Source organism: Silvimonas terrae (assembly GCF_014202765.1).
Lineage (GTDB): Bacteria > Pseudomonadota > Gammaproteobacteria > Burkholderiales > Chitinibacteraceae > Silvimonas > Silvimonas terrae.
On sequence record NZ_JACHHN010000003.1, the window covers coordinates 520,136 to 546,420 of the forward strand.

The following is a 26,285-nucleotide window of genomic DNA, read 5'->3' on the forward strand; positions in this document are numbered from 1 at the left end:
CTTTGATTGATCCATTATCCAGGACGAATGCATGTCCCTGCTGTTCACACTGATTCGCGGCTCACGCTGGACGTTTGCCCTGGCACTGATTGCCAGTGTCATCAGTGGTTTTGCCAACGCGACGCTCGTCGCGCTGATCAACCGGGCGCTCCACCTCAACACAGATGAATTGGCCAAGCTGGGTTGGCCATTTCTGGGGCTGGTGGTGCTGGTGCTGGTGATGCGTACGTTGGGACAGACGTGTTTTGTGCGTCTGGGGCAGCAGGCCAAGGCCACGCTGCGCATGCAGACCATCCGCAATATCGCCGCCGCGCCGTTTCAGGCGATCGAGCAATACGGTGCCGCGCGGGCGCTGAACATCCTTACCCAGGATCTGGACAGCATTGTGGTGTTCTTTGTCAGCCTGCCCAATCTTGTGATGTACGGAGCGGTCATCGCCGGTTGCCTTGTGTATCTGGGCAGTTTGTCCTGGCCGGTGTTGCTCGTGGCACTCGTGGCTGTTTTGACGGGCGCAATTGGTTATGTGCTCGTCAATCGCCAGGCGCTGGTTCATTTGCGCGGATCGCGTCAGCGCGAGGATCAACTGGTTCGGCATTTTCGCGCGCTGTTTGATGGTGCCAAAGAACTCAAACTGCACCAGCCGCGCAACGAGATGTTTGTGGAGCGCAGCCTGGCGCCGGAAGTCGAAGCAGTGCGCGCGCAACGAAGTCGGGGCTATGTGCTTTATGCCGCGGCAGCCAGCTGGGGTAGCCTCATTTTTTTCAGTTTCATCGGCTGTGTATTGTTTGTACTGACACGCTATTACGCCATACCCAGCCAGGTGCTCTCCGGCTACGCCGTGGTGTTTCTGTACATGATCATGCCGATTGAAGGGCTGCTTTCGGCGCTGCCCAGCGTAGGTAATGCGCGGGTCGCGTTTGAACGTATCCGCAAAGCCAACCACGACTTGCCGTCCGAACTCACCACGACCAGTCCCGTCACCCCAAAATTGCAGACGTTGCAACTGGCCGGGATAACCCACCGGTATTTCCGGGAGCAAGAAAACAGCGTTTTGACACGATCACTGTTCGCGGTTTTGAAGCGGATGAATACCTTGATGGCTTGCGCCTTCCGACGGTTACCTACTGGTCACGGCCCGCGTGGGATCCGTATCTGCTGGAACGGGTAGAAGTCATCAAGGGTCCGGACTCTGTGCTCTATGGTCAGGCAGGGCCGGGGGGGATTGTGAATCTGGTGTCCAAACGCCCGGCTGCAGACCAGCAGCAGGAAGTCTACGTCACAGTCGGGAGCTACAGTCAGTATCAAGCCGGGTTTGATGTCGGCGGCAAAATCGACCAGCAAGGCCAGTGGTTGTATCGCATTACAGGTAGCGGCAACACCCAGGACACCCAGGTTGTCTTCGAGCACGCAATTGACCATGACTTGCGCGAACTCCACTGCAACATCAATGCGTCCCTGCTTCACATAGAAATAGATGAGCGTCTCGCCCGGCGCGAAGCGCGGTCGTACCGGATCACCAAACATGGCATAGGCAGTCTCGGTTACGAAGGCGTCACAGTGCTCTGGGTAGTACTGGACCACCAGATCGAGCCGGGCGAGCGTCGTCTCCAACGGCTCCATGTACCCGATCCAAGCACCACTGTTGATCTGAGCACTGACTAAATACTTTCTGGCTCCCTTCTTGCCGCCCCGCCTTCGTTGAGTGTGGAATGCATGGCTAGACAAGTGAAGCAAATCGCGACCTTGACCTCGGTCGGACAGCAGCGGGTCATCTAGTGCTTCAAGTAGCCGCTTTCCCTGATCCATTCCCTCCCAGTATTGATACCAAGCCAGAAGCACACCCCGGTCGTCGTAACCGCCGCCGGATAGGCGATCAAACAAGGCGTTTAGTTGTTCTGGTTCGAAGGATGAAATGTCACTATCAAAGGGCTTCCGCTCTGTACTGGAGTCCGCCTGCTCTTCACGATTCAGCATGCCAACGTCCCATCCCCCGTGAGTATTGAGTACATTCAGCCGCTCGGCGGCACCTGCGACACCCTTACGGGCTAGCCGTTGTAGCTTATCGGCGACTTCGGGGTGCAAGCCCGTTCGCATTAGCGCGTCGAGCGGCCAGCCAGCTTTCACGCCCTGCTCGACATACGCCTTGAGGCTGTTCTCCGCGTGGGACCACTGCCCAGCGTCGATATGCTCTTCGTATTTGGCGACCAATGCTGCGGGAGCCAACTTGGCAAGCAGCGCGTCTGCCATGGCCAGCACGTGCCGGGTACCTTTCCCATCCGTGTAGTCCAGCACCGAGTGGACTTGAGAGGCGAGCCGGTAATTGGCAAGGCCGCCGTCATCTTGCCAGGCATCGGTTTGCTCGGTAGTACGCCATGAGCGAGCGGTGTCACGAGTCAAATACACACCGCCTGCGTCTGGTTTGTGTTCGATCCATGGCGTCGTCTCAAGGTCGATTTCGGCAACCCGCCACTTGTTGAACAAGTCCGGCATTTCAGAAAGCCACTGGAGGCGTTCTTTATAGAAAAACGGATCGACACCTAACCAAACTTCACAGGTAATCCAGTCGCCAACCTGGTGGCCCTCCGGAGGGGTTAATTCCTGGAATACCGGGATGCCAAAATCAATGGCCCACACTTTTGCCGAGTAGAAGATGATCTGCGCGCAGACTTCGTAGGTAGCGACACCGATCTGCTTGATGCTTTGGGTTTCGCTTGTCGTCTTGAACACCGAGGTGGCCCCAAACTCAAATGCGAGCGCGAGTTCAGACGCACCGACAGAAGAAGAATTAAGCACTTGTCGCGATACACTGGTCCTTCTGGTGGCTGACCTCGAAAAATCAGATATGGAACGCCAAGTCAAGGCAGCTTTGATGACTGCGCTGAGAAGAATTATTTCCGCAATAGATCAATACTGGCTCACAGGTTACGACCAAATCCTTGAGTCGCTTGAAAAACTTACAGGTAGTTTCGTACGCTACCCGGAGGCCAAGCCTGAAATTGTTAAGTCCGGGCTTGAAACGAGACTACGCAACGCGGTACAAGATGCTGCAAATCTAATAACAATCTCAGTCCCCACTGCTTTAATGCTCACGCAATCCGTAAGCACCTATTTCAGCAACTGACATATCGCTAAGTCGGGAGCGCTGCAAACAGAGGGTGCAATGGCCGGTGTGGTGCGCCAGATCTGTAGGCGCTAGGCTGTGCTAACTAGCCAGGCACTACTTCCCACCAAGCGCTTTCTATTCACGGGCAGAACAGCGGCTTGATTGTGGCAGCTGGTGCTACTTCACTGCACGAGCTGCCCGGACCATCGAACTAGCATAACGGCAGCCTGCAAAGAAAGTAAATGATGACTTACAGAAAAAATTAGTTATATGATGATTAGCTAGTCCAGTTTCTCTGGAATTAATTTCGCCGTGGTTTATTTTAACATCACCTAAAAAACCACATGTTAGCAACAAAAAATGTAATTCATAAATCATATCAAAATGACAAAAATTTTATTTCTTGCTTTATTATCAGGCAGCTTGATTTGGGGCCTAATTACCATAGGAGTCAACCCAATCACTGCCGGGCCACTACAGACTTTGGCTCTCCTGTATATTTTGTTAATTTCCGTGCCTTTTTGGCCAATTTTTTACCTTGAATTCATCGAATTTTACAAAGCAATGAGAGATCAACGCTCTGAATACATGAAAACATTTTATGAATCCCAGAGCGAGACAATTGTAGGCTTATCTGCATCCGCAATAGTATTGATCTTTATTTACTATGAAAGCTCCCCATCATACAGCTGGAGCGCAATTGACATCGCGGGCCTTGGATTCCCCCTTTATGCAATAGCATTTCTTAATTTTTTCAAATTATCAAGACTAAAAACAGAAAAGATAAAAAGCAATGCACTATCGAAATTAATTCTTATGCCACTGTCCTGCACTGGACTTATCTTTGCTGCATGGATATCGATAAAAAACACCAACGGAAAGTTTCTCCCTTATCAATCAATTTGGATTCAGCTAAGTATATTTTTCAATTCCTTCTGGTTCCTCATAACATCAGCAAAAATTCTCTATTTCGCGAAGAATGGAAAAATAGAGATACCCGAAAAAATGATTGCAGCAATCCCTGACATCGGTCAAAAAAGACTAGACATTCAGAAGCTCAAAAAAGAAGCGGAGTCATGGAACAAAGACTAGTCTCGCAACAAAAGTACGTGTCTTCTTAAGTTGGTAGGAATGACATCAACCAAACCTCAGGTCACATGTACGGGAAGCAACGCCTCTGACCCCCTAAAATCTCATCGAGAGCTGAGGCCCCACGCACCTCTCTATTATTGTTCATACCGAGTGCCATACAGTGCCTGTCACATCGAACTACCTGCCTGCTTCAAACATTAGTGCGCGCGGGCAAAATGGCAGTTTGCGGAGCAGTTAGTCTAGGTCCCTGATCTATAAAGTCGATTGCAGACAGCAATGGTAAAATTGCAACACTCGAAATCAATAACAGTTTGCGCTTGGGATGGCCTTCTTAGGCTAGGGTAGAATGTCCCATCAAGCAGCATACATTTTTAAAAAAATAATCTTAGCATTTAAAAATTCCATTTAGAACAACCAATATATATAAGACCTGCAAACCACATATTATTTTATGGAATAAAAAATTTTCTATAAATATATGATGTTGTTTAAAAAAACGAGGAAATGAAGTTGCCCGTCAAGAAAAAAGCAGTCAAGTCCTCTACTCCGGATTGGAAAGAAAGAATTAAGAGATTTCTTTCGGCCCCACAATTGAGGCTATGGATCAACCGGCATCTGCCAACAGTAAAAAAATTTCTAAATCCCCTTGGCGCCCTTGCTGTTGGCGCCCCCCCATACCTAGTTAGTCAGTACTACCAGACTGACAAGTTTTCTCATGACTTTAAGGCTTCTTGGCCAGTCATAAGTGCGATACTTGATCATCACGTGATCGTGGGAACCTTGATCGCTGGTTTATGGGTCTACTTGATACTGCTTTCCTATCGTGGACTTATGTCTCTTATGAAAGAGACACCTTCCGGCTGGAAGGAGGTATCAGACACCATCCTCGTGATCATGGACAACATTGTTGGGTCTAAAGAGCAGCGATTCAGTAAAGAATTCAAGCGAATTAAAGGCGCACAAAATGTTGAAGCATCTGATGTTTTTCGCAACATTACCCAGCCTGAGAAACAAATTAATGAATTGGTTTTTGGAATTTATTCGGCATTTGATGTGTTGGTTAGAGGTACCGAAAAATATATATTGAAAGTCAATATTGCAACTATTCTTGACGAAAAAGTCTGTGATATAAATTTTCACTATCCAAATAACCATCCTGTACGTTCTGATCCGGAGGATTTGAACCAAAAGGACTCAGCCATCACGAATGCGATAAAGTCAAAGCAGCCTGTAATCATCGACAGTATCCTTGAGGAGTCAAGGAAACCTAAGAAGCGGTTCGCTGTCACAGACCCTAGTCGGGCTGATGAGGATGGCTCGTTGATCTGCTACCCGGTGGTTTACGACCCAACAAAACAGGTTATATTTGTTGTGTCCATTCATGTTGATCAACCATACGTTTTCAAGACCCGCTTTAAGAGTTCGTATGAAACCGTCATGAAAGCGTTCGTACTGCGGATCAAGCTGGAATACTCGTTGATGGCACTAAAGGAGGCAACTGATGGCAAAGTCACTTGAACATCAATTGATGGAGCGTATCGCGCAACGACTTCGTACTGTAAGTGCGTCAACCCAGACAGCTTCTTCACGAGAGCTTAACAGCACTAGTCAGCAACTACGAGATCAAGTCCGTATGCGAACTGCTACGCTCACAGGCGACGTGTCAAAAGCAGCACCATCTCCTCCCAAAAGTGTTGCCAAAGCTCACAAGAAATAATCGATAGATTTAGCCTACAGACAAGGTACCCACTCAGAGCCCCTCGATGGGGCTCTGTTTCATCCAAAGACCCGTTTACCCGGGTAATGCGACCGGTGAGAAACACAATATGTAAACCACAGTCCGAAATCGCCGTCTGTTGTTTACAATAAAAAAAATTCCTTCATCTAACTGGCTATTTTTATACGCATACAGCGCTGTTTACAGTATTTACTCCCCATAACCGTTCTGACCGGACGCGCGTCACCCTGATAAAAAGCCCGCATGCCGCGGGCTTTTTTTATTGTTCTAGAAACTGGTTTGGTGGTTTGCCGATCCCGTCTCTGGGCCACGGTCAGCAGATGCGGTAGCCGCAGCGGCGGCTAACAACACCGAAGCGACTCAAATTTTTTCCATATAAAACAATTGCATATAAAGACAAAATCTGTGAAATGCAGTAGTTCTTATCTCAAAATGCCACGCCATCCGACCGTTTTCGCAAGAAAGCAAAACGAAAGTTGACCACTCATCAGCTTACGCCATGGTTTTATTGATCTGTGGCCATTCTCAACCAATTAGTGCATTTCAATTCATGTCAGCCGGGCCATAATCAGGGCCGTTTGCAGGTTTTGCGTAACCAGTGAGTGCATGATCATGAATGCCTTCGCCACCCCCGAACAAAAAGCGGTTCCTTCACAGCCAGATGCCGGTCAGATCAAGCTGCGCCCTTCTTTTGCCCAACGCAATCCGGCTGGTTTTGCCTGGCTGCTCGGCACCGGCAAGCCGGATCAAAAAACTTCCCCAGAGCGCAAATGACCCAAGTGGTCTATTGCGCCAGATAGAGAACCAGCCCCGCTTTGCGGGGCTTTTTTCTGGGCGGCCCACCCGGTATGGCCCGCTGCTGTCATACATCCTGTTTTGCCCTTTACCCCGCAAACCTTGGCCGGATGCGCCTTCTACGCGCCCGACACACGCCGGCAACAATTCAGCCACGAAGGTTTCACGAAATCTTCTCCAGTCCGTAACAGACATTCGCACGTCTATACGTATAGTCCGGCCCGCCCTGAATACAGGCCGGTATAGACGACCATTTACGGATCGTCTGCCGAACCGACATTACCCGTTCAAATCTGGAGAAGATCGTGCAGAAAATCATCGCGGGCGCGCTTGCCGCCCTGTGTGTAGCCCCGGCCGCCATGGCTGATGTGACCATCACCGGCAGTATCCGTACCGGGCTGGAATATGTGCAGCAATCCGGCCCGGGCGTTTCGGCCAACCTGACCCGGGTTGAGGATCAGGGCAGCCGCATTGCATTCGTGGGCGAGGACAAGTGGGACAATGGTTTGTCCACCATCTGGCAAGTGCAGAACAAGCTGCATATTGGCGGCACGGCGGGCGATACCTGGGGTAACCGCAACACCTTTATCGGCGTGAAGGGTGGCTTTGGTAATGTGACGTTTGGCCGCAATGAAGATGCGTTGTATACCGCCAGCGGCTATTACGTGCCGGAACTGGATGGCACCTACAACTATTCGGAAGACGCCTGGGGCAATGGCGAACTTTTATTCCGCCTGGAAGAGCGCAATGCCAATATCGCCAGCTTTGAATCAAGCAAGTTTGGCAATTTCGGGGTAAATGCCTCGGTTGGCAATCTGGGCCTGAACAATGGCGCGACCAATCCGCTGCAATACGCCGGCACAGCCTATTACGATGACGGCATGTTCACTGCAGGTGCGACGTACAAGCGTGACAAAGATACGTCGTCGCTGCTTTCCAGCACCCTCTCGACCACCACCTACAAGGCCGGTGATTATCTGGAAGATTATGCCGTAGGGGGTGGCGCCACCTGGAATGGCTTCACCGTCAACGCATTGTGGGAGCGTGTGGCCTCCAGTTTCGGCGGTAGCAATACGCATCAGGACGATGCTGCCATTTTGCTGGGCTACAAGACCGGGCCGTGGTCGTTCCATGCCTCTTATCTGTACATGGCCGACGTAAAGGGTGATACCCCGATTTCCGCCAGTGGTGCAAAGCAGTTCAACCTGGCTGGCTACTACAAGCTGAGCAAGGCCACACGCGTGTTTGCGTCCTACACCCGCCTGGATAACGATGCCAATGCATCGTTCGAGCAATCCACGGGCGTGCCCAACGGTACGGCGGGCGACAAGGCCAATATTTTCTCGCTGGGCCTGCGCACCAATTTCTGATCAGGGCTGGCTGGGTTAGCCGATTTGATACAAACGTTTGAACAAAAAACCGCAGCCATGGTGCTGCGGTTTTTTTGCGGATTGTTTATATGGATTGTTGCCCGGACGATCAGTCGGGCAACTGCGCGGCCACAGCCATGACTTCTTCCGGCGTGAACCCGGCGGCAGCGACGCGCGCCAGAATCTGGTCACGCGCTTCGCGCTTGCGGCGCAAGAGTTCAGAGCGCGAATTAATATCGTCTTCCCGCGCTTTTTTGCGGGCCAGCACAGAATCGGGCTCTGACTGGGCACGGGCGGTGGCTTGCGCCGCCGGTTCTGCAGAGTGCGGTGCGCTATCACCAAACAATTGCGCCAGGGCAATACGCGACTGCGCAGCAGCGGCTGAATCGGTGGAACGGGTGGTTTTTTCTTTCATCTGCTCTTTGTATCTGCACGGTGGCCCAGCGTGGCACGGCAGCCTTGGCATGCCGGAAACACTGACCATTTTTATCAAAACCAGATCGCCGAAACGGTGTGGGTCCGCCCGCATTGCGAATGGCCGGTGTTTGCAGTGGATTTGCAAAACGAACCGGCACGCCTGTTGCCAATATATCGGTACGGGAAAAACGATATCAAGTCAGCCGAACACGCATTTATACGTGGGACAAGGCTGATCAATGAACGACAGTGCGGCCCGCATATTGTTCTAAAAGTGCTGGAACAGGGCATAAACAATGTGCGGGAAAGATGGGTAGACTGATTTTTTATCAACTTATCCTAGCACGTGTTTTGTTTCCTTACACGCTACCCGTGTATATCGATGATACAAACGGCTGGCTTCGCGCGACAGATGCCAGCCGTTCACCTATGTTATTTCAGGATTCCAGCCGCGCATCCATGGTGATGTTGGCGTTCAGGAGTTTTGATACCGGGCAGCCGTCTTTGGCGGCATTGGCCGCTTTGGCAAAGCTCTCCTGGGTTGCCCCCGGAATCCGCGCGACCACGTCCAGATGTACCGCTGTGATGGTGAAACCGCTATCGTCTTTTTCCAGCGTGACGGTGGCTTTGGTATTGATGCGCTCGGCAATGGTGCCCGCTTCGGTCAATTGCAGGGAGAGCGCCATGGAAAAACATCCGGCGTGTGCTGCGCCAATCAATTCTTCCGGATTGGTGCCAGGTCCTCCTTCAAACCGGGCTTTGAACCCATACGGCGCGTCTTTGAGTACGCCGCTTTGAGTGGAGATGGACCCGATCCCATCCTTGATTGCGCCTTGCCATTGTGCGGAACCGCTCTTTTGCATGATGCTTCTCCTTTGGGGTTGACGATGCGCGTAGCGGAATAGACCCCATGACACGGCGAGGGTTCTGTCCGTTCGCGCAGGACAAGCTACAACCTGGAGCATCATGAAAAAAGCCGCCATGCAGGCGGCTTTTTCTTGCGACGGATGGCCGGAGATTACTTGGCCACCGAACCCTTCAGGGCAACGCCCGCAATAATGCCACCGGCGTGGCATTCGTATTGGGTGGCGCTGGCAAATTCGTTCTTCTTGTAATAGCTGGTGATACCGACCACCGATGTGCCACCTTCCTTGAGCGCGCGATCACGCAGTTCAATCAGCGCCGACAGCATGGCCCATTTGCACGCGGCTTCATCGCTCTTGCCAAACGAGTTGGTCTTTTTGTTGGTGACAAATTCACCCAGGTTGTTCTTGGGCACGGCCTTCTGGTCGGCAAAGTAGAACTTCACATCGCTGCCTACTTTTTCCTGATATTCAGGCATGCTGATCACGTCCTGGATCGGCAGTTTGTATTCAGTGTCACGCGCGTGTACCACCTGAACCAGGCTACCCATCATCACTGCAGCCAATGCGACTTTCTTGAACATGCTTTGTTTTCTCCTTGGTGAGTTTTAAAACGTCAACGTACAGGCTTGCTGAAAACCAGAGATGTATTGATGCCGCCAAAGGCGAAGTTGTTACTCATGACGTGATCGCATTGCAGGGTTCGGCAGGCTTGTTTGATGTAGTCCAGACTGCCGCAACGCGGGTCAATGTCTTCCAGGTTAAGCGTGGGCGCAAACCAGCCCTCGTTCATCATCTGAATACTGATCCAGGCCTCCAGCGCCCCGCAGGCGCCCAGGGTATGCCCCATATAGCTCTTGAGGCTGGAGATTGGCGTAGCGCGGCCAAACACCTGCGCAGTGGCCTGGGTTTCGGCAATATCGCCGTGCTCTGTGGCGGTGCCGTGACCGTTGATATAGCCAATCTGTTCGGGCGCCAGACCCGCGTCAGCCAGCGCCAGTTGCATGGCCACGGCCATGGTCGAGGCGCTGGGCTGGGTAATATGGCTACCGTCGCAGTTGCTGCCGTAGCCGGTAATTTCCGCATAAATGCGCGCGCCACGGGCCAGGGCGTGTTCGTACTCTTCCAGAATCAGCGTACCCGCCCCTTCCCCGATCACGAGGCCATCACGCTGGGCGTCATACGGCCGTGGCGACAGATGCGGTGTGTCATTGCGGGTGCTGGTGGCAAACAGGGTGTCGAAGACGGCGGCTTCGGTCACGTTCAGCTCTTCTGCCCCGCCTGCCACCATCACGCTGGCCTGACCGTAGCGGATGGCTTCAAAGGCATAACCAATGCCCTGGCTGCCAGAAGTACACGCGCTGGAGGTGGTGTACACCCGCCCGGTCAGCCCGAAGAACACGGCAATGTTGACCGCCGTGGTGTGACCCATCATTTTCAGATAACTGTTGGCGTTGACGCCTTCGGTAGAGCGGCTGTGCAACATCTTGCCGAAATCGGCCACGGCATCCGGCGAGCCGGTGCTGGAGCCATAAGACACGCCGGTACGGCCGCTGGTGAGTACCGGATGATCCGTCAACCCGGCATCTGCCAGCGCCAGTTCTGTGGCGCGCACCGCCATCAGCGCCACCCGCCCCATGCTGCGGGTACGCTTGCGGTTGTAGGTTTCACGTGGCAACTCAAACGGCACGGCCGGCGCGGCAAGGCGCGTGTTCAGGCCTTCGTACTCGGCCCACTCGGCCAGATTGACCACGCCGTTTTGCATGGCCTGCAAACGTGCCTTGATGGTGGCCCAGTCATTCCCAATGGGGCTGATCCCGGCGGCACCGGTGACGACGACACGGCGACGGGTCATGCCAGACCTCCGTTGACCGAAATCACTTGTCGGGTGATATAGCCGGCATCCGCCGACAGCAAGAAGCTGACGGTGGCCGCCACTTCTTCGGGCGTGCCCATGCGTTTGGCCGGGATCATTTTCATGGCCTCTTCCAGCACAATCGGGTCCACCATGTCGGTATCAATCAAGCCTGGCGCAACGCAGTTCACGGTGATCTTGCGTTTGGCCAGCTCAACGGCCAGTGCTTTGGTGGCGCCAATGATGCCGGCTTTGGCGGCGCTGTAGTTCACCTGGCCACGGTTGCCAATCACACCGGATACCGATGAAAGCGTGACGATCCGGCCAGGCTGGCGGGTCTGGATCATGGGCATGACCAGCGGATGCAGGATGTTGTAAAAGCCATCCAGGTTGGTGCGCATCACGCCATCCCACTCGCCTTCGGTCATGGCGGGGAAAGCGGCATCTGCGGCAATGCCCGCGTTACAGACCACACCATAAGGGGCGCCGTGGGTGTCGATATCGGACTCCAGCGCGGCGCGCGCGGCGGCACGATCAGCCACATCAAATTGCAGCACGCGGGCAGTGCGGCCCAGCGCGCTGATTTCTGCGGCAACGGCATCGGCCTCGTCGCGGCGGCTGCGGCAATGCAAAACAAGATCGTAGCCTTCACGCGCCAGGCGCAGGGCAATCGCGCGGCCAATACCGCGGCTGGAACCGGTTACCAGAACTGTACTCATGCTTGTTCTTTCAAAAATGCGTCGAGATTATCGGGTTGATAAGCCGAAAGCAGCGCCTCGGCCAGAAGGGTGTGATCGGGCGTTTCAATCCGGCATTGCATGACGCCAATGCCGTTATCTGCTTCAAATTCGCGTTGCGCAGTCACCAGCAGCGGCTCACCTACCCTGAAAAACGGGACATGACAGTGATAGCGCCGGGTACCCAGCATCAGGCCCACCCGCGGCGCTTCGCCCCGCTGACGGCCTTCCCATCCGGCCAGCGCGGCCATGGTCTGGGCCATATATTCCAGGCCGACCCACGCGCCGACCTGGCCATTTTCATCAAACATGCCGTCACCACGCGGAATCACCCGCGTGGTCAGCATATCGCCCTCCGCCGCCACGACCTCATCGAGCAGCAGCATCGGGCCATCGTGCGGCACCAGATCAGACACAGACCATTCAAACGTACTCATGCTGCCAATACCAATGCAATGTTGTTACCGCCAAAGGCGAAAGAATTGCTGAGCGCCACTTTGACCTGGCCGGTGTCGCCGGTTTTCACCAGCGGCAATACCGGCAATGCCGGATCTTGCACGCCATCCCAGATGTGCGGGGGCAAACGCTGGGCCGTGTCAGTCAGCGTCAGCCAGCAAAACAGTGCCTCCAGCGAGCCTGCCGTGCCCAGACAATGCCCGGTCAGCGCCTTGGTGGAGCTGGCCGGCACGCCGGGCAACAGATCAGCAACCGCGTGGTTTTCCATGGCGTCATTCTGCGGCGTGGCCGTGCCATGCAGGTTGACGTAGCCCACTGCCGCTGCCGACATGCCAGCACGCTCCAGCGCCTGGCCGATGGCCGCCCGCGCGCCACGGCCATCCGGCGCGGGTGCAGAAATATGATGCGCGTCCGAGCTTTCACCCCAGCCGGCAATGCGCACGGCGGCGGGTTCACGCCCCAGGATAAACAGCGCGGCGGCCTCGCCCAGGTTGATGCCATGCCGGTTGGCCGATGAGGGCTGGCAAAGCAGCGGCGAGATCGAATCAATCGCGCTGAATCCGGCCACCGTAAAGCGGGACAAGGTATCGGCGCCGCCGGCAATCACCAGATCCGCCAGGCCATGTTCAATCAGGCGCGCACCGGCAGCCAGTGCTTTGGCGCCCGACGTACACGCGGTGGAGATACAGTAGGCCGGCCCGGTGACGCCCAGTTCATGCGCCAGCATGGTGGCGGGTGAGCCCAGTTCTTGCTGGCGCACATGGAACGAGGGTGCCAGGGCACCGTGATGTTCCAGCGCCGCCAGGGCAGCCTCACCGTCAGAAATCCCCGACGTGCTGGTACCCAGAATCACCGCAATCCGGTGCGGCTCAATGCCGGCGGCCAGTGCATCAAAACGGGCCCGGATTTGTGCCAGCGCCGCCAGCAATACCGCGTTATTGCGCGAGCGCATGGGCTGCGGCAAGTGGCTGACGTCAGGCAGCATGGTCGTACACACCTGGCCCAGCACCAGCGGCCCGGGGCTATAGGCACTGGTTGCACCCATGCCAGGGCTGATACCGGCAAACAGGTTCTGCCGGATTTCGTCGGGGTCATTGCCCAGCGCGCACAGCGCGCCAACGGCCTCTATATAACAAGTCATTCTACGGTCGATGAATCAATGGTCAGGGTATAGCCCAATTGGTGATGTTTAAGCACGGCGCGGCGTTGCCAGTGGTCCGGGTCGCTCCAGCTGATGTCTACAATCACGTCTTTGCCACGCACAATACTGCGGGTATTGCCGTCATCATGCACGACCCACCCATCAGGCAAAGCCTGTTGCAAAACCGGCTGTGGTGCAAACACCATCAACAGGTCATTGATAATGCGCTGGGGCGGCAGTTTCATGCCCGGCAGCACCTCGGCGTGCAGGTTCTGGCCGTCGTAATCCAGCGTCGCCATACGCAAACCCACGGCGCTGTTGATGACTTCCAGTTGCTGCGCATCCAGTTGCAGCACGGATTCCATCACCACGCTGCCACCCGGATAGCTGACCTGCAGTTGCTGTTGCACCGTGCGCGCTCCACCCAGGCTGGCCGGCGCAATCTGCAACAAGGGCAGATCACGCGTCAGCAAGCTGGCGCAGGCGCTCAGGCACAACAGGGCGGCCAGGATAAAGAGTTTGCGCATTACATGGACACCACTTCGTCCAGCGCGGCCAGCCAGCGTTCCGGCGCACGCACGCAGGGGTTGGATTCATCCCAGGCGTAACCGGCCAGGATAGAGGAAATCATGCGACGCACGTCTTCGTTCTTGTTCTTGTAATAGATGAGTTTCTGGAAACGCCCGTCATACCAGGCGGTCACAAACGCCCGGAAGGCATCGACGCCACGCTTGAGCGGCACGGCATAGTCGGCAGACCAGTCCACCGTTTCGCCATCCAGCATGCGACCCAGCGCCCTGGCGGCCAGGCTGGAGGAGGTCATGGCAATGGTCACGCCGGATGAGAATACCGGGTCGAGGAACTCGCCCGCATTACCCAGCAGCGCAAAGTGTTTGCCGTACAACGATTTCACGTTGGCGGAGTAACCGGTAATACGGCGGGTTGGCACGTTCCATTGCGCGTTCGCCAGCAGTTTGTTCAGGTTGGGCGCTTCAGCCACCAGCGCTTGCAGGCGTTCCACATCCGTACCGGGGTATTGCTCCAGGAAAGCCGGTTCTGCCACCACGCCCAGCGAGCAATGGCCGTTAGAGAACGGGATCGTCCAGTACCAGACGTCCTGGTGCTGCGGGTGGGTAGTAATCAGGATTTTATTGCGATCAAAACCGCCGCCCACCGGAATCCGGTCTTCCACATGGGTAAACACCGCACCGCGCACCGGGAAGGTGGACGGGGTTTCCAGTTCCAGCAAGCGCGGCAGCACGCGGCCAAAGCCGCTGGCATCCAGCACAAAGCGGCAGGTGACGGTGTATTCCTCGCCGCTGGCATTGTCTTTCACGCGCAAGCTTGGGGTGTCGCCATCCAGATCGGCGGCCAGCACGGTTTGCTGGTAGCGAAATTCTGCGCCCATGCGTGCTGCGCCATCGGCCAGTACCTTGTCGAAGTGGCCACGCTGTACCTGGTAGGTGGTACCCCAGCCTTTGGACCATTTATCCCGGAAATCAAAGAAGGTGTTGTCTTCTTCCCCGCGAGCAAACACCGCACCGTTCTTGTACTGGAAACCGGCCTCAACCACATCTTGCAGCAGGCCGGCTTCTTCGATGTAGGCCATGCTTTGCGGCAACAAGCTCTCGCCGATGGAAAAACGCGGGAAGGTTTCGCGTTCCAGCACCAGTACCTGGCGACCTTGCTTGCGCAAGAGCGCGGCGGCAATGGCGCCTGAAGGGCCAGCACCGATGATGACAACTTGAGCGTGTTGCGTGGTTTGCATAGTTATTTTCCAGATTCAGGCACGGGTTGGAATGCAGTTTTACGAAACAACGGTGCGAACAGCCAGACAAGACCGATGCCGCACAGGGTAGAGAATCCAAACGCATGCAGCGCTGGCGTATGGCTCAGTGCCAGCAGGCCAAAAGACAGCAAGGTACAGACGGCCGCCAGGGTGACGGCCAGGTACACCCGACCATCATCCGGGTGTTCCAGCAAGAAAATGCCGTAGTCCATGCCCATGCCCAGCACCAGCAAGAAGGTAACCATGCTGAGCAACTGCAAAGGCATCCCCACCGCGCCCATGATGGCCAGCGTGGTCAGGGTGGCCAGCGCCGGCGGCAACATGATGCGCCAGGTCTGCCGGCGATAGCGCAGGCTGAGCACCGCAAACGCCAGCACATAAGCCCCGATCAGCACACGGGTGAGCAATTGCCGGTATTGCGCCATCAAGGCGGAGATTTCTGACACCTTGTCGACCCACACTACGCCTGGCGAGACAATCTGCCCCAGTTGGGCTGTGGTGACCCGATCATTGAGCCCTTGCAACAGCACCATACTGGCATAGCCATGATCCTGCTTGCCCAGCCACAGATAACCCGCGGCAACGGCCGCAGGAGACTTGAACCAGGTCTCAAACGGCAGCAAGGGCACCGGCTTGCGTTGGTCCTGCAGCCAGTCCGGCGCCAGGCCAACCTGATCCGCAATGTTCTCCAGCACGCCTGGTTTTTGCGCAATCTGGCGTTCAAACAGCGCTGCATTGCGCTGCTGCGCCGCTTGCGAGGGAATCCAGCGGGAGATTGCCTCAGCCCCCGCCAGATGGCCGCTGACCATGAACGGCGCCAGTTTGTCGCGCAGGGCCTCTTCGCGCTGCAAGACTTCTTCTGGCGTAGCGCCACTGATAATGAACAACTGCGCCGGGCTGGGCAGCCCCATGACCCGGCCAATATCAATCTGTTCTGCCAGCAATTGCGGATCAATGCCCGAGAGCGCGCGGATATCGTCATTCTGTTGCAGCCGGCTCAGCCCGAACACCACCGGCACGGCCAGCAGCGCCAGCCAGAACCAGCGCTTGCCCACGATACGCGGCCAGCGCGGCAGCCAGCCGGCAATGGCCCGGCTGATGGCGGTGGAATGCAAGCCTTTGCGTTCCAGCAGCGGGAACCAGAGCATCACCGTCAGCCACGCGCCGATAATGCCGATCACGGCAAACGCCGCCATCTGCGCCAGCCCCGGAAACGGCGTCAGTGCCAGACCCAGATAGCCCAAAGACATGGTGGTGACGGCCAGCAACATGCTGGGCAGCAGCTTGCGATAACGCGCCGCCACGGGTTCGTGACTATCGATACCGGAGGCCAGCGCCAGCAAGCTGTAATCCACTGCCACGCCAACCAGGCTGGTGCCAAACACCAGGGTCAACATGTGGATATGGCCAAACCATTGCAGCACCAGCACCGCGCTGACAAGGCTCCCCACCAGCACCGACAGCGCCGCCAGCGCTACTGGCCGCACGCCACGGAACACCAGCAGCGCCAGCAAAATCACGCCCAGGGTCGAACCCGCGCCAATAGTGGACATCTCTGATTTGGCACTGCGTGCCGCTGTGGCCGCATGCAAAATCACGCCGGCGCGGCGTAACTGGATATCCGGATAGCGCGTCTTGAGTTTGGCGGCCGCCGCCTCCAGCCCACCCAGTACTTGTTCCTGCAAGCCCAACGAGAACGCGCTGCCATTGAGGGTGTACGGCAACACGATGTAAGTGATGCCATTGGCCGAGGCCCGCAACTGGCCCTCTTGCGGACGCACCTTGTTGGCACCGGCCAGACTTTGCAGCCAGTCCGCATAGAAACCAAACGGATCATCTTTCCATGCCAGCGTGGCACCGGCCATGGGCGAGTACGCTGCGGCCAGCGCACGTTGCGGCCAATCCGTGCCGGATTGTTGCAGGGCGCTGGCATCGGCGGCGGATAGCAAGTTGCGGCGATACGGCGCATAAAACTGGCTGATGGCGGCGAGGGTTTCACCCAGCGGCTGGGCGGTCAACGGCAAGGGGGCAATCTCTGCCGCAAATTGATGCGCCGCCGCTGCGGCACGGTCTGGATCAGCACTGCCGATCATGAACACCAGATGGCGCTCGCCCTGTTTGGAGAGCGACTGCAGCGCGGTTTCCGCCATCGGGTTGCGCTGGTCACGCGGCAACAGCGCAAACAGATCGGTATCGACGCGTTGACCCAGCGTGCCGCTTTGCAGCAGCAACACCGCACCCAGTGCGATCACGATCAGCAGCCAGAGGCCGGCCAGAACACGGCTTAGTCGCATGCCACCCTCTGCCGGAAATCAACGCGGGCGTTATTCAAAGTTTGCATTCTCGGCCGGGGTCAGGCTTTGCGCGGTGGTGACGTCATGCATATCGATCTGCGTCACGTCGCCGCTGGCGGCGTTGAGCTGGATATGTTCCACCGTGCCCGCGCCGGTCAGCTGGATGCCGGAAATCAGTTTGGAAAGCGCCGCGTCTTTCGGGGTCAGCGCCAGTTTCCAGTTCTTGCCGCTGACATTGCCCTGAGCATTAAAGAGCTTGCCCAGCGCGGCTACATCCCCGGAGAACAGCGAGAACAACAAACTACTGACCGTCTTGACCGTGGGTTCTTTGTCGCCAGACAGCTTCATCATGACCTGGTCGCCATTCTTTTGCAGAATCTCGCCGCGGGTGACACGCAAGGTGCTGGGGAAGGGTTTTTCCGCTTTCCAGATCACACCGCGTTGCTTGTCCACCAGAAACGACCCGGTGGCATTCAGCGGCTTTTTGACCCCGACCAACTGGCGGGACTGCGTAAACTGACCGTGAATGACTGGCGCATCAATCAGCTTGCCCTGAATATCCTTGAACAGGGCGTCATCGGCATGGGCCACACCCGCCACAAGGCAGGCGACAAAAATCAGGATGTGCTTCACGGGTGCGGTACTCCGAGTTTCTGGAACAGGATGGCGGGCGACACAAAACACATTTCCTGTGTACTGACGTCCACCGCCACCTGGATGGTATGGCCACGGGTCAAGCGCTCGCCAGTGGCACTATCGCGGATTTCATAACGCACCTTGATGCGGTTTTCCCACTCGACTATGGCGGCGCTGATGGTGATGTTTTGCTGGTAGCGCAAAGGCTGGACATAGCGCACGTTCAGTTCGATCACCGGCCAGACAAAACCGGACTCCCGCATGGCGGGAATATCGAAATCAAACGACTGGAACAACGCCGTACGGGCGTGTTCAAAATAACGCGCGTAGTTGCCATGCCAGACCACCTGCATGGGGTCCAGATCATGAAACGGGATGGTCAGCGTGACGCTGGCTTCATGAATGGGCTTGGTCATACATGCTCCATGCTTGCCCATCAATTTTGCGCATGAGTTGGCGCAACAACGGTTCCAGCGCCACATCTTCATCGATAAAGGCGATGTCTTGTTCCAGCTCGCGCACAAAGGCGGCGGCACCAGCGCCCAGTTGTACCGTGGCACCGCCTTCGCGTGCACGCAATTGCACGCCCTGGCGCACGGTGATCAGCATGGCGGCCAGCACTTGTTCGGTCAGTTGCAACACGCGCAGGCAATCACGCGCGGCAATCGTGCCCATGCTGACTTTGTCCTGGTTATGGCATTCGGTCGATCTTGAGAACACCGAAGCCGGCATGGTCAGTTTGAGTGCCTCCGCCGTCCAGGCCGAAACCGAAATCTGCAGCGCCTTCAAACCATGATTGATGGCTGCGCGCGGGCCGGTGGCGCCAGAAAGATTTGCCGGCAGGCCGTGGTTGTAGCGGGCATCGACCAGCAGCGCCATCTGGCGATCCAGCAAATCGGCCACATTGGCGACCAGGTTTTTCAGGCTGTCCATGGCAAACGCAATATGGCCGCCATAGAAATGACCGCCATGCAGCAAACGCATTTCCTGCGGATCGATCAGCGGGTTGTCGTTGGCGCTGTTGAGTTCATTCTCAATGGTGCTGCGCAAGAACGGCAGCGCGTCCTCCAGCACACCAATCACGTGCGGCGCACAGCGCAGCGAATACCGGTCTTGCAAGCGTTGTTCGCTGCCAATGTCCGAGATATCTGCACGCAAACGTGCCGCGACGCGTTGCTGACCCGGGTGCGGCTTGGCAGCAAACAGCGCTTCGTCAAAGTGGTAAGCATTGCCCGCCGCCGTAGCCACAGCCAGCGCGGTGATGCGGGTGGCCATGTCTGAAACATAACGCGCTTTGTCCCACGCCAGACAGGCCAGCGCGGTCATCACCGCCGTGCCATTCATCATGGCCAGGCCTTCTTTGGGGCGCAGCCTGAGCGGTTCCAGGCCAGCGGCTTGCAAGGCCGTGGCGGCGCTCATCAGTTCATCCTGCACCACCACGTCGCGCTCGCCACACATGGCGGCGACCACATAAGAGAGCGGAGTCAGATCGCCACTGGCGCCCACCGAGCCCTCAGCCGGCACGCGCGGCAAAATGTCGTGCGTGATCAGCGCGGTAAGTTGTTGCAGCAAACCCATGCTGACGCCGGAATACCCACGGGTCAGCGAGGCCAGTCGCGCCGCCAAGATGGCGCGGGTTTGCGGCGGATTGAAATACTCCCCCAGGCCGCAACCGTGGTAGGTATACAGATGGTGCGGCAGTTCGCTCACCAGATCCATCGGAATACCCACGGTGCAAGAGTCCCCGTAGCCGGTGGTGACGCCGTAGATTTGCCCTTCCTCTTCCAGCAGGCGATCCAGATACTGCGCGCCCGCGCTGATGCGCTGGGTAAAGGCAGCATCGGTATCCAGCCGGGCGGCGGCAGTGCGGCGGGACAACGCCACGATGTCTTCAATACAAAGCCGGGCCGGACCAAATACCACGGTGCGAGTAGAAAGCGTCATCAGGCGTGGGCCTCTTGAGTGCGGGCCTGTGCCCAGAATGGATAGAAATTGAACCATTGCAGCGGCGCCAGTTGACACTCTTGAGCCAGCAGGTCCGCGTATTGTTGCGCCAGTTGGCTCACCATGACCATGCGGTTTTGCCGCGGCAGGCTGACGGCGTCGGCCATTTTGGCAATGGTGATATGGGTTTCGGTGGCACGCTTGCTGGCAATCACCGCAAACACCGGACATTTGAGGATGGCGGCAATCATATATGGCCCCACCGGCAATTGCGCAGGTGCGCCGAGAAACGAAACCGGCACGGAGCGGCCCTGGTCTGACACCGGAATCCGGTCCCCGGCGATCACAATGAATTCGCCACGCGCCACACGTTCCGCCAGCAATACGGCGGTGGCCGATGACAAATCTGTTACCTGGATCAGATCAACCTGGCTGCCCGGTGCCAGCTCCCGCATCAGGCGGTTGAACTGCTGGGCATGCCGGGTGTGCGTAAAAATGGTGAGTTTAAGGGTCGCCCGCCGTTGTTTGGCCAATGCGCGGCACAGCTCGAAATTGCCAATGTGCGAGGCCACCATCACCCCGCCCTGCCCGGCTTCCAGCATCTCGATCAGGGGCTCGCCGCCTTGTACCACGACATTGCCAATGCGCTCCGGCGCACTCCACACCAGCAGCTTGTCCAGCAGCGTCTCGGCAAACGCGCCAAAGTGCCGCAGCACGTTCAGCAGGGTGGGTTGCGGGCTTTGGCCGCCGGTGTACTGATGCAACTGGGCCAGATATTCCCGCGAGGAGGTGCGCGCGATGGCCCGGGTAGCAACATACCAGGCCAGCACCGGATACAGCGCAATCCGGAACGGCCAGCGGCCCAGCCAGCGATAGACGGTAAACAGGAATTTCATGCCGGAGACAAACCCGGCTTCCCCCATGCGCGCCCAATGCATCATGCTCTCCGCATGGCCGCACGGCCGGTGACAAGGCGCCACAGCAAGGCCGGCAGGCGCGGCAACATGCCAAAGAACAAGCGGGTATGCATAACACTGATCAGCACGTTGTCGCGCCACAGATCAAAGTGCGAAACGCCATCGATCGGGTAGCTGACGTGCACCGGCACGTTGATGATGGGCACGTTGCGCCAGTCCAGCCGGACCAGGATTTCTGCATCAAAATCCATGCGCAGGCCGATATGCACGCGGTTGATCAGCGCCAGCGTCGGGGCCAGCGGATACACGCGCAGGCCGCACATGGAATCCTTGATGCGCAACGAGAGCGTGTTGATCCACACCCAGATATGCGTGGCGTAACGCCCATACAAACGCGAACGCGGCACGGACTCGTCATACACCGGGTAACCGGCAATGATGGCTTCCGGGTGTTGCTGCGCCAGCGCAATCACCGGCGGCAGGTCAGCAATGTCATGCTGCCCATCTGAATCAATCTGCAGCGCATGGGTATAACCCAGTTCAGCCGCCAGCCGCATGCCGGTCATGACCGCCGCGCCCTTGCCTTGATTGATCTCGTGCCGGGACAAGGTCACGCCGGCTTGCAAAGCCAGTTCGTCCAGCACCGCTGCGCATGCCGGCGTGCTGCCGTCATCAACCAGCACCACCGGCAGCGCCAGTTGGCGGATGGCGCTGACCACATGGCCAATGGCGTGTTCGTGGTTGTAAACGGGGATGACCACACACAGTTTCATGCGGCGGCCCCAAATACGATACGGCCACTGGAATGCATGCGCTCGCCGGTGGAATAACTGAAATTAAGCTGCTGTTTATCGGCGCGGTATCGCAGCGTCAGCGTGACCTGGGCATCCGGCAGGATTACATGCTGGAACTTGATGGCATCCATGCCTTTGAAGGCGGGCGGCATCTCGAACAGGGTGCGGGCAAAATGTACGGCCCAGTGTAATTGCGCGACGCCGGGCAATACGGCCGCCTGACGAAAATGCCCTTCAAAATGCGCCAGGTCCGGGTCAATCAGCAGCGTCAGGACGGTGGCGTCGTCCAGTTGCTGCGTCGCTGCCACCTGCGGCAGACGCGGTTTTTCAAACAACATGCGGACATCCTGTTCTGTCGTCTTGCCCATGCGGGTTTGCGGCAAGGCGTCGATAAACCGCCAGCGCCGGGGCAAGCCGACCCGTTCAATACTTTGGGCCAACACGCTGCGCAAGTGCTGCACCAGCGTGTTGCGGCCACTGTCTTGCAGCTGCACGCGCCCGGCGTCTGACAGGACCAGTGCGGCCCCCAGCTCCACGCGTGCGCCTTCCAGCACCACCACCCGGGCTTCGGCAACCAGCCCGGTCGCCAGCAGGGCGGCTTCCAGTGCGGTCAGGGAAATGCGTTTTTCTTCAATCTTGGCAATCCGGTCAGCCCGCCCCAGCAAGTAGAAACGGCCGTCAGCCTCAAAGCGCACGCGGTCTGCGGTCGCAAACCAGGCGTGATCAGGCAAATAAGGGGAGCGCAATTGCAGCAGACCGTCTTCAGTCGGCGCAACTTCGACCCCCGGCAAGGGCAGCCAGGGGTGCTCCGGGTGATCCCGCCAGGCAATGCCGCCGGTTTCCGAGCTACCAAAAATCTCGCGCGTGGCCAGCCCCGTGCGTTCACGCAAGGCCAGCGAGGCCGTAGCGGGCAACGGCCCACCGGAGGAGAACACCGCCTGGCCACGTGCGGCAAAGGCGGTCAGATCAAGATGCTCTGGCAGGCGCTTGAGCAAGGCCGGGCTGCTGACCAGCACCAGCGGTGCGGTGCCGGGCGCGCGCGACAATTCTTCCGGAAAAGTCATCATCTGCGCGGCAAAGGGGCGGCCACTGACCAGCGGCCAGATAATCCGGAACAGCAAGCCATACAGATGTTGCTGCGATACGGTGGCAATGACGAGGGCGTCTGGCGCAATGTGCTGACCGAATACGCTCTCTTGCGCGCGCATTTCATCATCCAGTTGAGCCAGCTTTTTCGGGATGCGCCCCGGTTCCCCGGTCGAGCCCGACGTAAAGACATCCACGGCACGCATGGCCGGGTCCAGCGAGGCCAGCGGCACGGGCGCAGCCTCTTGCCAGCCAGGCAGATCAGCGTCGGCAAAATCGCCCGCCAGCGCCACGCTGAGCGCCTTGACGCGCGCGGTGGTCACCGGGGTGTTATCCCCTGGCAAAATCACGCAGCGACCGGCATGCCAGGCGCCCAGTAACCAGACACAACATTGATAACAATCTGCGCTGTAGACCGCGATATCGCCAGCCGGCAAGGCGGCAATCGCCCCGGCCGCGCGGGCGACATCCTGCCGCCATTGACCCCGACAAATGATCTCTGCGCCACGCCACGCCAGTGGCAGGTCATCCGCGCCGGCCAGTGCGCCATTCACCAGGCTGAAGCTGCTCAAGTGCTCACGCATGACGACGCACCCGCTGGCGAATCAACCACTCGCCCCCCAGCATCAGCCCCATCAAGACATAAGCAATCATGCCGTTGTAGATGGACCACACGCGCACATTGCCGTATAGCACGGTCGCCAGCGCCAGCGTGCCGTTCACAACAAAAAAACAGCACCAGGCCACGGTCACGCGGCGGGTATAACGCACGCCGGACTCGGGCAGGTCAGGTTCAGTCAATCGGGCAATCCGTTCAATCATGGTTTGGGGCGCTTTCAGGCTCAGCGCAAAGACAATCAGCATGGCAAGGTTGACCAGCACCGGATACAGACGCACCGGCAGGTCTGAGCGCAGCAGTACGGCCAGCACGCCGAACACGGCGGCGGCGGGCGCCAGCCAGGACAGGCCCGGCAGCAAGGCGCGCCGGCGCCAGGCAAACGGGATCAGCGTGAGGCCAATCAGCCACAGCGGCCAGCCCAGTGCATGAAACAACCAGAACAGCGCGGGAATGATCAGGCCGGCAAGCGCGGCAAGCCAGGCAGGCATTGGAGCGTACAGCCGGCTTAAGTGTGGATCAGGCCGTAGACGGCTTCGACCACGTCGTTGATCGTGCGTACGGACTTGAACGCCTCTGGCTGCATGCGTTTGCCCGTCACTTGCTTGAGTTTCACGATCAGGTCGACGGCGTCGATGCTGTCGATATCCAGGTCTTCGTACAGGCGGGCCTCGGGCGTGATGCGTTCCGGGCTGATTTCAAACGATTCGACCAGATCTTTGGCGATCCAGTTATAGATTTCATCTTTGGTCATGTCTGCATCCTTCATGCGGTATCGCGCGGCAAGCGCGGCTGTACGGGCTGGGCTCAGCGGGTGCGGTGACTGCCCACAAACGTCGCCAGCGCATTGACCGAGGCAAAATGCAGGCGTGTCTGCTCGGAGTCAGCGACAAAGCTCAGGCCATACTTTTTTTGCAGCGCCACGCCCAGTTCCAGCGCGTCGATGGAATCCAGACCCAGGCCGTCGACAAACAGCGGTGCGGCGGCGTCGATATCATCCGGTGTGACTTCTTCAAGATTCAGGCTCTCGATGATCAGTGCCTTGATCTCATTGACCAGTGGGTCCATGTCTCGCTATCTCTCTCTCAAAAAACTGTTCCAGCCACGTGGTTAACCAGCGTGCCTGCATTGCGGGCTCGCCGTGCCCCGCAATCAACGGTTCGACCGCCACGTCGTCAAGCACGTGAATGCGAAAATGCGGCTTTCTGGCCGGGGGTCGATACCACTTGCTGCTCTTGGTCAGCGTTTGCTCTGAAACGGTAATCACCACCGGGGTGACTGGCCGTTTGCCGCGGACTGCGATATTGGCAGCACCACGTTGAAATTGCATTTCGCCGGCCGGGCCGGTGCGGGTTCCTTCCGGAAACACGATCAGGTTATTGCCCCGCGTCAGTGAGTCGATGGCATCACTGACCAGTTCCGGGCCCGTGGCATTGCTGATATACCCGGCGACACGCACCGGACCCGCCGTGAACGGGTTGCGCCAGAGCGCCGCCTTGACGATGCAATCGGGGCGCGTAATTAACGACATCAGAATCACCACGTCAATCAGCGAGGGATGATTTGCCAGAATCAACAATCCTTCCCGGTCCAGTTTTTCTGCGCCTTCAATCGACACGCTGACCGCACCTGTGACCCGCATCAACCAGACAAACAGTGCCATGGCGCGGCCGATCAGGTTCTTGGCCATTTGTTCACGGCGCTGCCCACGCGGCACCAGCATCATGCCGGGAAAAACCACGCCACGGATCAACAAGCCGCCCAGCCCGAACATGGCAAAACAAAAGCCAAATTTGCAGGCGCGCAGGGAACGGGTCAGTTCGCTCATGCGGCAATCCTTTGCAACGCCCAGCCGGCCCGATCCAGCGGCAAAGCGGCACTCGCCCCCGCCAGCACAAACCGCAGCACATCCAGCGGGCTGGCGTTGTGCGATGCCGTGTGCCCGGGTTGCCAAGCCAGCGTGTAATCCGCGCCGGGCACCAGCGTGAGCATCAGGGCATACGCCGGCTCAACCACCTCGCCAAAGCATTGATAGGCCTCTGGCAGTGGCTCGTCACAAAACAACAGGCGTACACGGGGTGCGCCATCGGCCAATTGCATTGCGGCTTCAAACAGGCCGGCTTGCGCAGTACGGGTACCCGCAGCCAGTGCCATCACGCTGGCAGGCTCTTTACGGGCGATAGTGTAGAGGCCGGCCACCGCGTTATGCACCGACATGCTGAACGCCTGGGGCGAGACGGTGTGGCTATGGGCCAACTCGCGCAGCAAGGCCGTGGCCTGGCCGATTTCGCCAAAGCGTGAGGCAAAGACAATCGGTGCGGCCGCGTCCGGTTGCTGGCTGTACAAGACCTCCAGCGCCATCCGGCCCAAGCGTTGGGCGCGCCGGCGCAACATGGGCGGCATGGCCGCAACGGCAGGATCAGCCCCGGCAGCGGCGCGGCTTGATGCCGGTTGCGCAGCCCAGTTTTGCCAGGCGTCAGGCGTGACCAGGTCCGGCGCCCACGCTGCCCAGCTTTCAAGGCTAAATCGCAAAGAATCCACCACCACTCCATCCACCAACCGTGTTGTCGGCCGATTCCGACCAAAATCCGGAAAATTCATTTAAAAACATAGCGCTGCCATCAAAATGGCGGCGCCCATGC

At 57.6% G+C, this 26,285-nt stretch carries 29 protein-coding genes; 8 read left to right on the forward strand and 21 right to left on the reverse strand.

What is annotated here, in order from left to right; all coding sequences use genetic code 11:
• The first annotated feature begins 31 nt into the window (after nucleotides 1-31).
• From HNQ50_RS21915 to HNQ50_RS09665, 7 genes are all read left to right on the forward strand, one after another.
• A complete protein-coding gene (locus HNQ50_RS21915) occupies nucleotides 32-1,168 on the forward strand; it encodes an ABC transporter transmembrane domain-containing protein (protein WP_221303105.1) in 1,137 nt (378 codons plus the stop codon).
• Nucleotides 1,060-1,662, forward strand: coding sequence for a TonB-dependent receptor plug domain-containing protein (locus tag HNQ50_RS22095; RefSeq protein WP_308419151.1), 603 nt, complete (start codon nucleotides 1,060-1,062; stop codon nucleotides 1,660-1,662). Before HNQ50_RS21915 ends, HNQ50_RS22095 begins: the two co-directional genes overlap by 109 nt.
• Nucleotides 1,663-2,818: 1,156 nt before the next feature.
• The gene (locus tag HNQ50_RS09645) at nucleotides 2,819-3,121 is read left to right on the forward strand and encodes a hypothetical protein (protein WP_184099950.1); all 303 of its coding nucleotides are present in this window, start codon (nucleotides 2,819-2,821) and stop codon (nucleotides 3,119-3,121) included.
• 366 nt (nucleotides 3,122-3,487) lie between these two features.
• Nucleotides 3,488-4,195 (forward strand): hypothetical protein, encoded by a 708-nt coding sequence (locus tag HNQ50_RS09650; protein ID WP_184099952.1) that lies wholly within the window; start codon nucleotides 3,488-3,490, stop codon nucleotides 4,193-4,195.
• A gap of 504 nt (nucleotides 4,196-4,699) precedes the next feature.
• On the forward strand, nucleotides 4,700-5,713 hold the full coding sequence (locus tag HNQ50_RS09655) for a hypothetical protein (protein WP_184099954.1): 1,014 nt from the start codon (nucleotides 4,700-4,702) through the stop codon (nucleotides 5,711-5,713).
• 832 nt (nucleotides 5,714-6,545) lie between these two features.
• Nucleotides 6,546-6,707, forward strand: a complete 162-nt coding sequence (locus HNQ50_RS09660; RefSeq protein WP_184099956.1) for a hypothetical protein — start codon at nucleotides 6,546-6,548, stop codon at nucleotides 6,705-6,707.
• A 326-nt stretch (nucleotides 6,708-7,033) separates the two neighbouring features.
• Nucleotides 7,034-8,098, forward strand: a complete 1,065-nt coding sequence (locus HNQ50_RS09665) for a porin (RefSeq protein WP_184099958.1) — start codon at nucleotides 7,034-7,036, stop codon at nucleotides 8,096-8,098.
• Between the two features lie 109 nt (nucleotides 8,099-8,207).
• On the opposite strand, the gene HNQ50_RS09670 is transcribed toward HNQ50_RS09665, so the two are convergent.
• Entirely contained in the window at nucleotides 8,208-8,513 is a 306-nt protein-coding gene (locus HNQ50_RS09670; RefSeq protein WP_184099960.1) for a hypothetical protein, read from the reverse strand.
• Between the two features lie 30 nt (nucleotides 8,514-8,543).
• On the opposite strand from HNQ50_RS09670, the gene HNQ50_RS09675 reads away from it, so the two are divergent.
• On the forward strand, nucleotides 8,544-8,837 hold the full coding sequence (locus tag HNQ50_RS09675; protein WP_184099962.1) for a hypothetical protein: 294 nt from the start codon (nucleotides 8,544-8,546) through the stop codon (nucleotides 8,835-8,837).
• Between the two features lie 115 nt (nucleotides 8,838-8,952).
• On the opposite strand, the gene HNQ50_RS09680 is transcribed toward HNQ50_RS09675, so the two are convergent.
• The 20 genes from HNQ50_RS09680 to HNQ50_RS09775 form a co-directional block, all read right to left on the reverse strand.
• A complete protein-coding gene (locus tag HNQ50_RS09680; RefSeq protein ID WP_184099964.1) occupies nucleotides 8,953-9,378 on the reverse strand; it encodes an OsmC family protein in 426 nt (141 codons plus the stop codon).
• A 155-nt stretch (nucleotides 9,379-9,533) separates the two neighbouring features.
• Nucleotides 9,534-9,962, reverse strand: a complete 429-nt coding sequence (locus tag HNQ50_RS09685) for an excinuclease ATPase subunit (protein ID WP_184099966.1) — start codon at nucleotides 9,960-9,962, stop codon at nucleotides 9,534-9,536.
• Nucleotides 9,963-9,994: 32 nt separating this feature from the next.
• Entirely contained in the window at nucleotides 9,995-11,233 is a 1,239-nt protein-coding gene (locus tag HNQ50_RS09690) for a beta-ketoacyl-ACP synthase (RefSeq protein WP_184099969.1), read from the reverse strand.
• Nucleotides 11,230-11,952 carry a 3-oxoacyl-ACP reductase FabG gene (gene fabG / locus HNQ50_RS09695; RefSeq protein WP_184099971.1) on the reverse strand — a complete coding sequence of 241 codons (723 nt, stop codon included), beginning with the start codon at nucleotides 11,950-11,952 and terminating at the stop codon, nucleotides 11,230-11,232. The genes HNQ50_RS09690 and fabG overlap by 4 nt, the downstream gene beginning before the upstream one ends.
• Nucleotides 11,949-12,407: a hotdog family protein gene (locus tag HNQ50_RS09700; RefSeq protein ID WP_184099973.1), complete on the reverse strand. Its 459-nt coding sequence runs from the start codon at nucleotides 12,405-12,407 to the stop codon at nucleotides 11,949-11,951. The genes fabG and HNQ50_RS09700 overlap by 4 nt, the downstream gene beginning before the upstream one ends.
• Nucleotides 12,404-13,567, reverse strand: a complete 1,164-nt coding sequence (locus HNQ50_RS09705; protein ID WP_184099975.1) for a beta-ketoacyl-ACP synthase — start codon at nucleotides 13,565-13,567, stop codon at nucleotides 12,404-12,406. Before HNQ50_RS09705 ends, HNQ50_RS09700 begins: the two co-directional genes overlap by 4 nt.
• Complete coding sequence (locus HNQ50_RS09710) at nucleotides 13,564-14,094, reverse strand: DUF3261 domain-containing protein (RefSeq protein WP_184099977.1); 531 nt, start codon at nucleotides 14,092-14,094, stop codon at nucleotides 13,564-13,566. Before HNQ50_RS09710 ends, HNQ50_RS09705 begins: the two co-directional genes overlap by 4 nt.
• A complete protein-coding gene (locus HNQ50_RS09715) occupies nucleotides 14,094-15,335 on the reverse strand; it encodes an NAD(P)/FAD-dependent oxidoreductase (protein WP_184099980.1) in 1,242 nt (413 codons plus the stop codon). Before HNQ50_RS09715 ends, HNQ50_RS09710 begins: the two co-directional genes overlap by 1 nt.
• A 2-nt stretch (nucleotides 15,336-15,337) precedes the next feature.
• Complete coding sequence (locus HNQ50_RS09720) at nucleotides 15,338-17,650, reverse strand: MMPL family transporter (protein ID WP_184099982.1); 2,313 nt, start codon at nucleotides 17,648-17,650, stop codon at nucleotides 15,338-15,340.
• Nucleotides 17,651-17,680: 30 nt separating this feature from the next.
• Nucleotides 17,681-18,283, reverse strand: a complete 603-nt coding sequence (locus HNQ50_RS09725) for a LolA family protein (protein ID WP_184099984.1) — start codon at nucleotides 18,281-18,283, stop codon at nucleotides 17,681-17,683.
• On the reverse strand, nucleotides 18,280-18,702 hold the full coding sequence (locus HNQ50_RS09730; RefSeq protein ID WP_184099986.1) for an acyl-CoA thioesterase: 423 nt from the start codon (nucleotides 18,700-18,702) through the stop codon (nucleotides 18,280-18,282). The genes HNQ50_RS09725 and HNQ50_RS09730 overlap by 4 nt, the downstream gene beginning before the upstream one ends.
• Complete coding sequence (locus tag HNQ50_RS09735) at nucleotides 18,683-20,230, reverse strand: HAL/PAL/TAL family ammonia-lyase (RefSeq protein ID WP_184099988.1); 1,548 nt, start codon at nucleotides 20,228-20,230, stop codon at nucleotides 18,683-18,685. The genes HNQ50_RS09730 and HNQ50_RS09735 overlap by 20 nt, the downstream gene beginning before the upstream one ends.
• Nucleotides 20,230-21,171, reverse strand: a complete 942-nt coding sequence (locus HNQ50_RS09740) for a lysophospholipid acyltransferase family protein (RefSeq protein WP_246428646.1) — start codon at nucleotides 21,169-21,171, stop codon at nucleotides 20,230-20,232. Before HNQ50_RS09740 ends, HNQ50_RS09735 begins: the two co-directional genes overlap by 1 nt.
• Entirely contained in the window at nucleotides 21,168-21,920 is a 753-nt protein-coding gene (locus HNQ50_RS09745; RefSeq protein ID WP_184099990.1) for a glycosyltransferase family 2 protein, read from the reverse strand. Before HNQ50_RS09745 ends, HNQ50_RS09740 begins: the two co-directional genes overlap by 4 nt.
• On the reverse strand, nucleotides 21,917-23,611 hold the full coding sequence (locus tag HNQ50_RS09750) for an ApeI family dehydratase (RefSeq protein ID WP_184099992.1): 1,695 nt from the start codon (nucleotides 23,609-23,611) through the stop codon (nucleotides 21,917-21,919). The genes HNQ50_RS09745 and HNQ50_RS09750 overlap by 4 nt, the downstream gene beginning before the upstream one ends.
• Nucleotides 23,604-24,134, reverse strand: a complete 531-nt coding sequence (locus HNQ50_RS09755) for a COG4648 family protein (protein ID WP_246428647.1) — start codon at nucleotides 24,132-24,134, stop codon at nucleotides 23,604-23,606. The genes HNQ50_RS09750 and HNQ50_RS09755 overlap by 8 nt, the downstream gene beginning before the upstream one ends.
• A gap of 17 nt (nucleotides 24,135-24,151) precedes the next feature.
• Complete coding sequence (locus HNQ50_RS09760) at nucleotides 24,152-24,397, reverse strand: acyl carrier protein (RefSeq protein WP_184099994.1); 246 nt, start codon at nucleotides 24,395-24,397, stop codon at nucleotides 24,152-24,154.
• Nucleotides 24,398-24,450: 53 nt separating this feature from the next.
• Nucleotides 24,451-24,711 carry a phosphopantetheine-binding protein gene (locus HNQ50_RS09765; RefSeq protein ID WP_184099996.1) on the reverse strand — a complete coding sequence of 87 codons (261 nt, stop codon included), beginning with the start codon at nucleotides 24,709-24,711 and terminating at the stop codon, nucleotides 24,451-24,453.
• Nucleotides 24,692-25,471: a lysophospholipid acyltransferase family protein gene (locus HNQ50_RS09770; protein ID WP_184099998.1), complete on the reverse strand. Its 780-nt coding sequence runs from the start codon at nucleotides 25,469-25,471 to the stop codon at nucleotides 24,692-24,694. Before HNQ50_RS09770 ends, HNQ50_RS09765 begins: the two co-directional genes overlap by 20 nt.
• A complete protein-coding gene (locus HNQ50_RS09775) occupies nucleotides 25,468-26,184 on the reverse strand; it encodes a beta-ketoacyl synthase chain length factor (protein ID WP_184099999.1) in 717 nt (238 codons plus the stop codon). Before HNQ50_RS09775 ends, HNQ50_RS09770 begins: the two co-directional genes overlap by 4 nt.
• Nucleotides 26,185-26,285: the final 101 nt, after the last annotated feature.

What these genes read in the sequence shown, in the direction of transcription:
- HNQ50_RS21915 (WP_221303105.1), top strand. Translation starts at nt 32, where the DNA reads ATGTCCCTGCTGTTCACACTGATTCGCGGCTCACGCTGGACGTTTGCC.
- HNQ50_RS09650 (WP_184099952.1), top strand. Translation starts at nt 3,488, where the DNA reads ATGACAAAAATTTTATTTCTTGCTTTATTATCAGGCAGCTTGATTTGG.
- HNQ50_RS09655 (WP_184099954.1), top strand. Translation starts at nt 4,700, where the DNA reads ATGAAGTTGCCCGTCAAGAAAAAAGCAGTCAAGTCCTCTACTCCGGAT.
- HNQ50_RS09660 (WP_184099956.1), top strand. Translation starts at nt 6,546, where the DNA reads ATGAATGCCTTCGCCACCCCCGAACAAAAAGCGGTTCCTTCACAGCCA.
- HNQ50_RS09670 (WP_184099960.1), bottom strand. Translation starts at nt 8,513, where the DNA reads ATGAAAGAAAAAACCACCCGTTCCACCGATTCAGCCGCTGCTGCGCAG.
- HNQ50_RS09680 (WP_184099964.1), bottom strand. Translation starts at nt 9,378, where the DNA reads ATGCAAAAGAGCGGTTCCGCACAATGGCAAGGCGCAATCAAGGATGGG.
- HNQ50_RS09685 (WP_184099966.1), bottom strand. Translation starts at nt 9,962, where the DNA reads ATGTTCAAGAAAGTCGCATTGGCTGCAGTGATGATGGGTAGCCTGGTT.
- HNQ50_RS09690 (WP_184099969.1), bottom strand. Translation starts at nt 11,233, where the DNA reads ATGACCCGTCGCCGTGTCGTCGTCACCGGTGCCGCCGGGATCAGCCCC.
- fabG (WP_184099971.1), bottom strand. Translation starts at nt 11,952, where the DNA reads ATGAGTACAGTTCTGGTAACCGGTTCCAGCCGCGGTATTGGCCGCGCG.
- HNQ50_RS09700 (WP_184099973.1), bottom strand. Translation starts at nt 12,407, where the DNA reads ATGAGTACGTTTGAATGGTCTGTGTCTGATCTGGTGCCGCACGATGGC.
- HNQ50_RS09705 (WP_184099975.1), bottom strand. Translation starts at nt 13,567, where the DNA reads ATGACTTGTTATATAGAGGCCGTTGGCGCGCTGTGCGCGCTGGGCAAT.
- HNQ50_RS09710 (WP_184099977.1), bottom strand. Translation starts at nt 14,094, where the DNA reads ATGCGCAAACTCTTTATCCTGGCCGCCCTGTTGTGCCTGAGCGCCTGC.
- HNQ50_RS09715 (WP_184099980.1), bottom strand. Translation starts at nt 15,335, where the DNA reads ATGCAAACCACGCAACACGCTCAAGTTGTCATCATCGGTGCTGGCCCT.
- HNQ50_RS09720 (WP_184099982.1), bottom strand. Translation starts at nt 17,650, where the DNA reads ATGCGACTAAGCCGTGTTCTGGCCGGCCTCTGGCTGCTGATCGTGATC.
- HNQ50_RS09730 (WP_184099986.1), bottom strand. Translation starts at nt 18,702, where the DNA reads ATGACCAAGCCCATTCATGAAGCCAGCGTCACGCTGACCATCCCGTTT.
- HNQ50_RS09735 (WP_184099988.1), bottom strand. Translation starts at nt 20,230, where the DNA reads ATGACGCTTTCTACTCGCACCGTGGTATTTGGTCCGGCCCGGCTTTGT.
- HNQ50_RS09740 (WP_246428646.1), bottom strand. Translation starts at nt 21,171, where the DNA reads ATGATGCATTGGGCGCGCATGGGGGAAGCCGGGTTTGTCTCCGGCATG.
- HNQ50_RS09745 (WP_184099990.1), bottom strand. Translation starts at nt 21,920, where the DNA reads ATGAAACTGTGTGTGGTCATCCCCGTTTACAACCACGAACACGCCATT.
- HNQ50_RS09750 (WP_184099992.1), bottom strand. Translation starts at nt 23,611, where the DNA reads ATGCGTGAGCACTTGAGCAGCTTCAGCCTGGTGAATGGCGCACTGGCC.
- HNQ50_RS09755 (WP_246428647.1), bottom strand. Translation starts at nt 24,134, where the DNA reads ATGCCTGCCTGGCTTGCCGCGCTTGCCGGCCTGATCATTCCCGCGCTG.
- HNQ50_RS09760 (WP_184099994.1), bottom strand. Translation starts at nt 24,397, where the DNA reads ATGACCAAAGATGAAATCTATAACTGGATCGCCAAAGATCTGGTCGAA.
- HNQ50_RS09765 (WP_184099996.1), bottom strand. Translation starts at nt 24,711, where the DNA reads ATGGACCCACTGGTCAATGAGATCAAGGCACTGATCATCGAGAGCCTG.
- HNQ50_RS09770 (WP_184099998.1), bottom strand. Translation starts at nt 25,471, where the DNA reads ATGAGCGAACTGACCCGTTCCCTGCGCGCCTGCAAATTTGGCTTTTGT.